This is a genomic window from Agromyces sp. P1_H4, assembly GCF_056405255.1.
The window spans coordinates 1-609 of sequence record NZ_JBFUCL010000626.1 but is presented as its reverse complement, the minus strand read 5'-3'; the positions used below and the strand labels follow the sequence as shown (position 1 = coordinate 609).

Below are 609 nucleotides of genomic sequence, written 5' to 3'. Positions count from 1 at the left end.
CCGGGTCGGCGACTACCTCGCGCTGCCGAACCGCGACGAGAAGGTGCTCGCACTCGTCTCGCTCGACGGCGATCGCTCGATCGCCCTCGGCACGAAGCAGGGGGTCGTGAAGCGCGTCTCCACGGGCGCGTACCCCAACAAGCCCGAGTTCGAGGTCATCGGCCTGAAGGCCGGCGACGAGGTCGTCGGCGCGGTCCAGGGCGACGAGTCCGACGAGCTCGTGTTCGTGGCATCCGACGCGCAGCTGCTGCGGTTCCCCGCGTCAAGCGTGCGTCCGCAGGGCTGCCCCGCCGGCGGCATGGCGGGCATCAACCTCGCCGCGGGCTCCCACGTCGTCCACTTCACGAGCCTTCCCACCGACGCGGCCGACGATGCGGTCGTGGTGACGGTGGCCGCGAGCAACGAGACGCTGCTCGGCACCGACCCCGGGTCGGCGACGACCCCGGGTCGCCGAACCGCGACGAGAAGGTGCTCGCACTCGTCTCGCTCGACGGCGATCGCTCGATCGCCCTCGGCACGAAGCAGGGGGTCGTGAAGCGCGTCTCCACGGGCGCGTACTCTCCACGGGCGCGTACCCCAACAAGCCCGAGTTCGAGGTCATCGGCCTGA

At 71.1% G+C, this 609-nt stretch carries 1 protein-coding gene; it reads left to right on the top strand.

Going from position 1 to position 609, the window contains the following annotated elements; translation table 11 throughout:
* Positions 1 to 535: DNA gyrase C-terminal beta-propeller domain-containing protein (locus tag AC1DY2_RS20465; RefSeq protein ID WP_476764079.1), on the top strand; the 535-nt coding region annotated here is incomplete at its 5' end.
* Positions 536 to 609 lie beyond the last annotated feature (74 nt).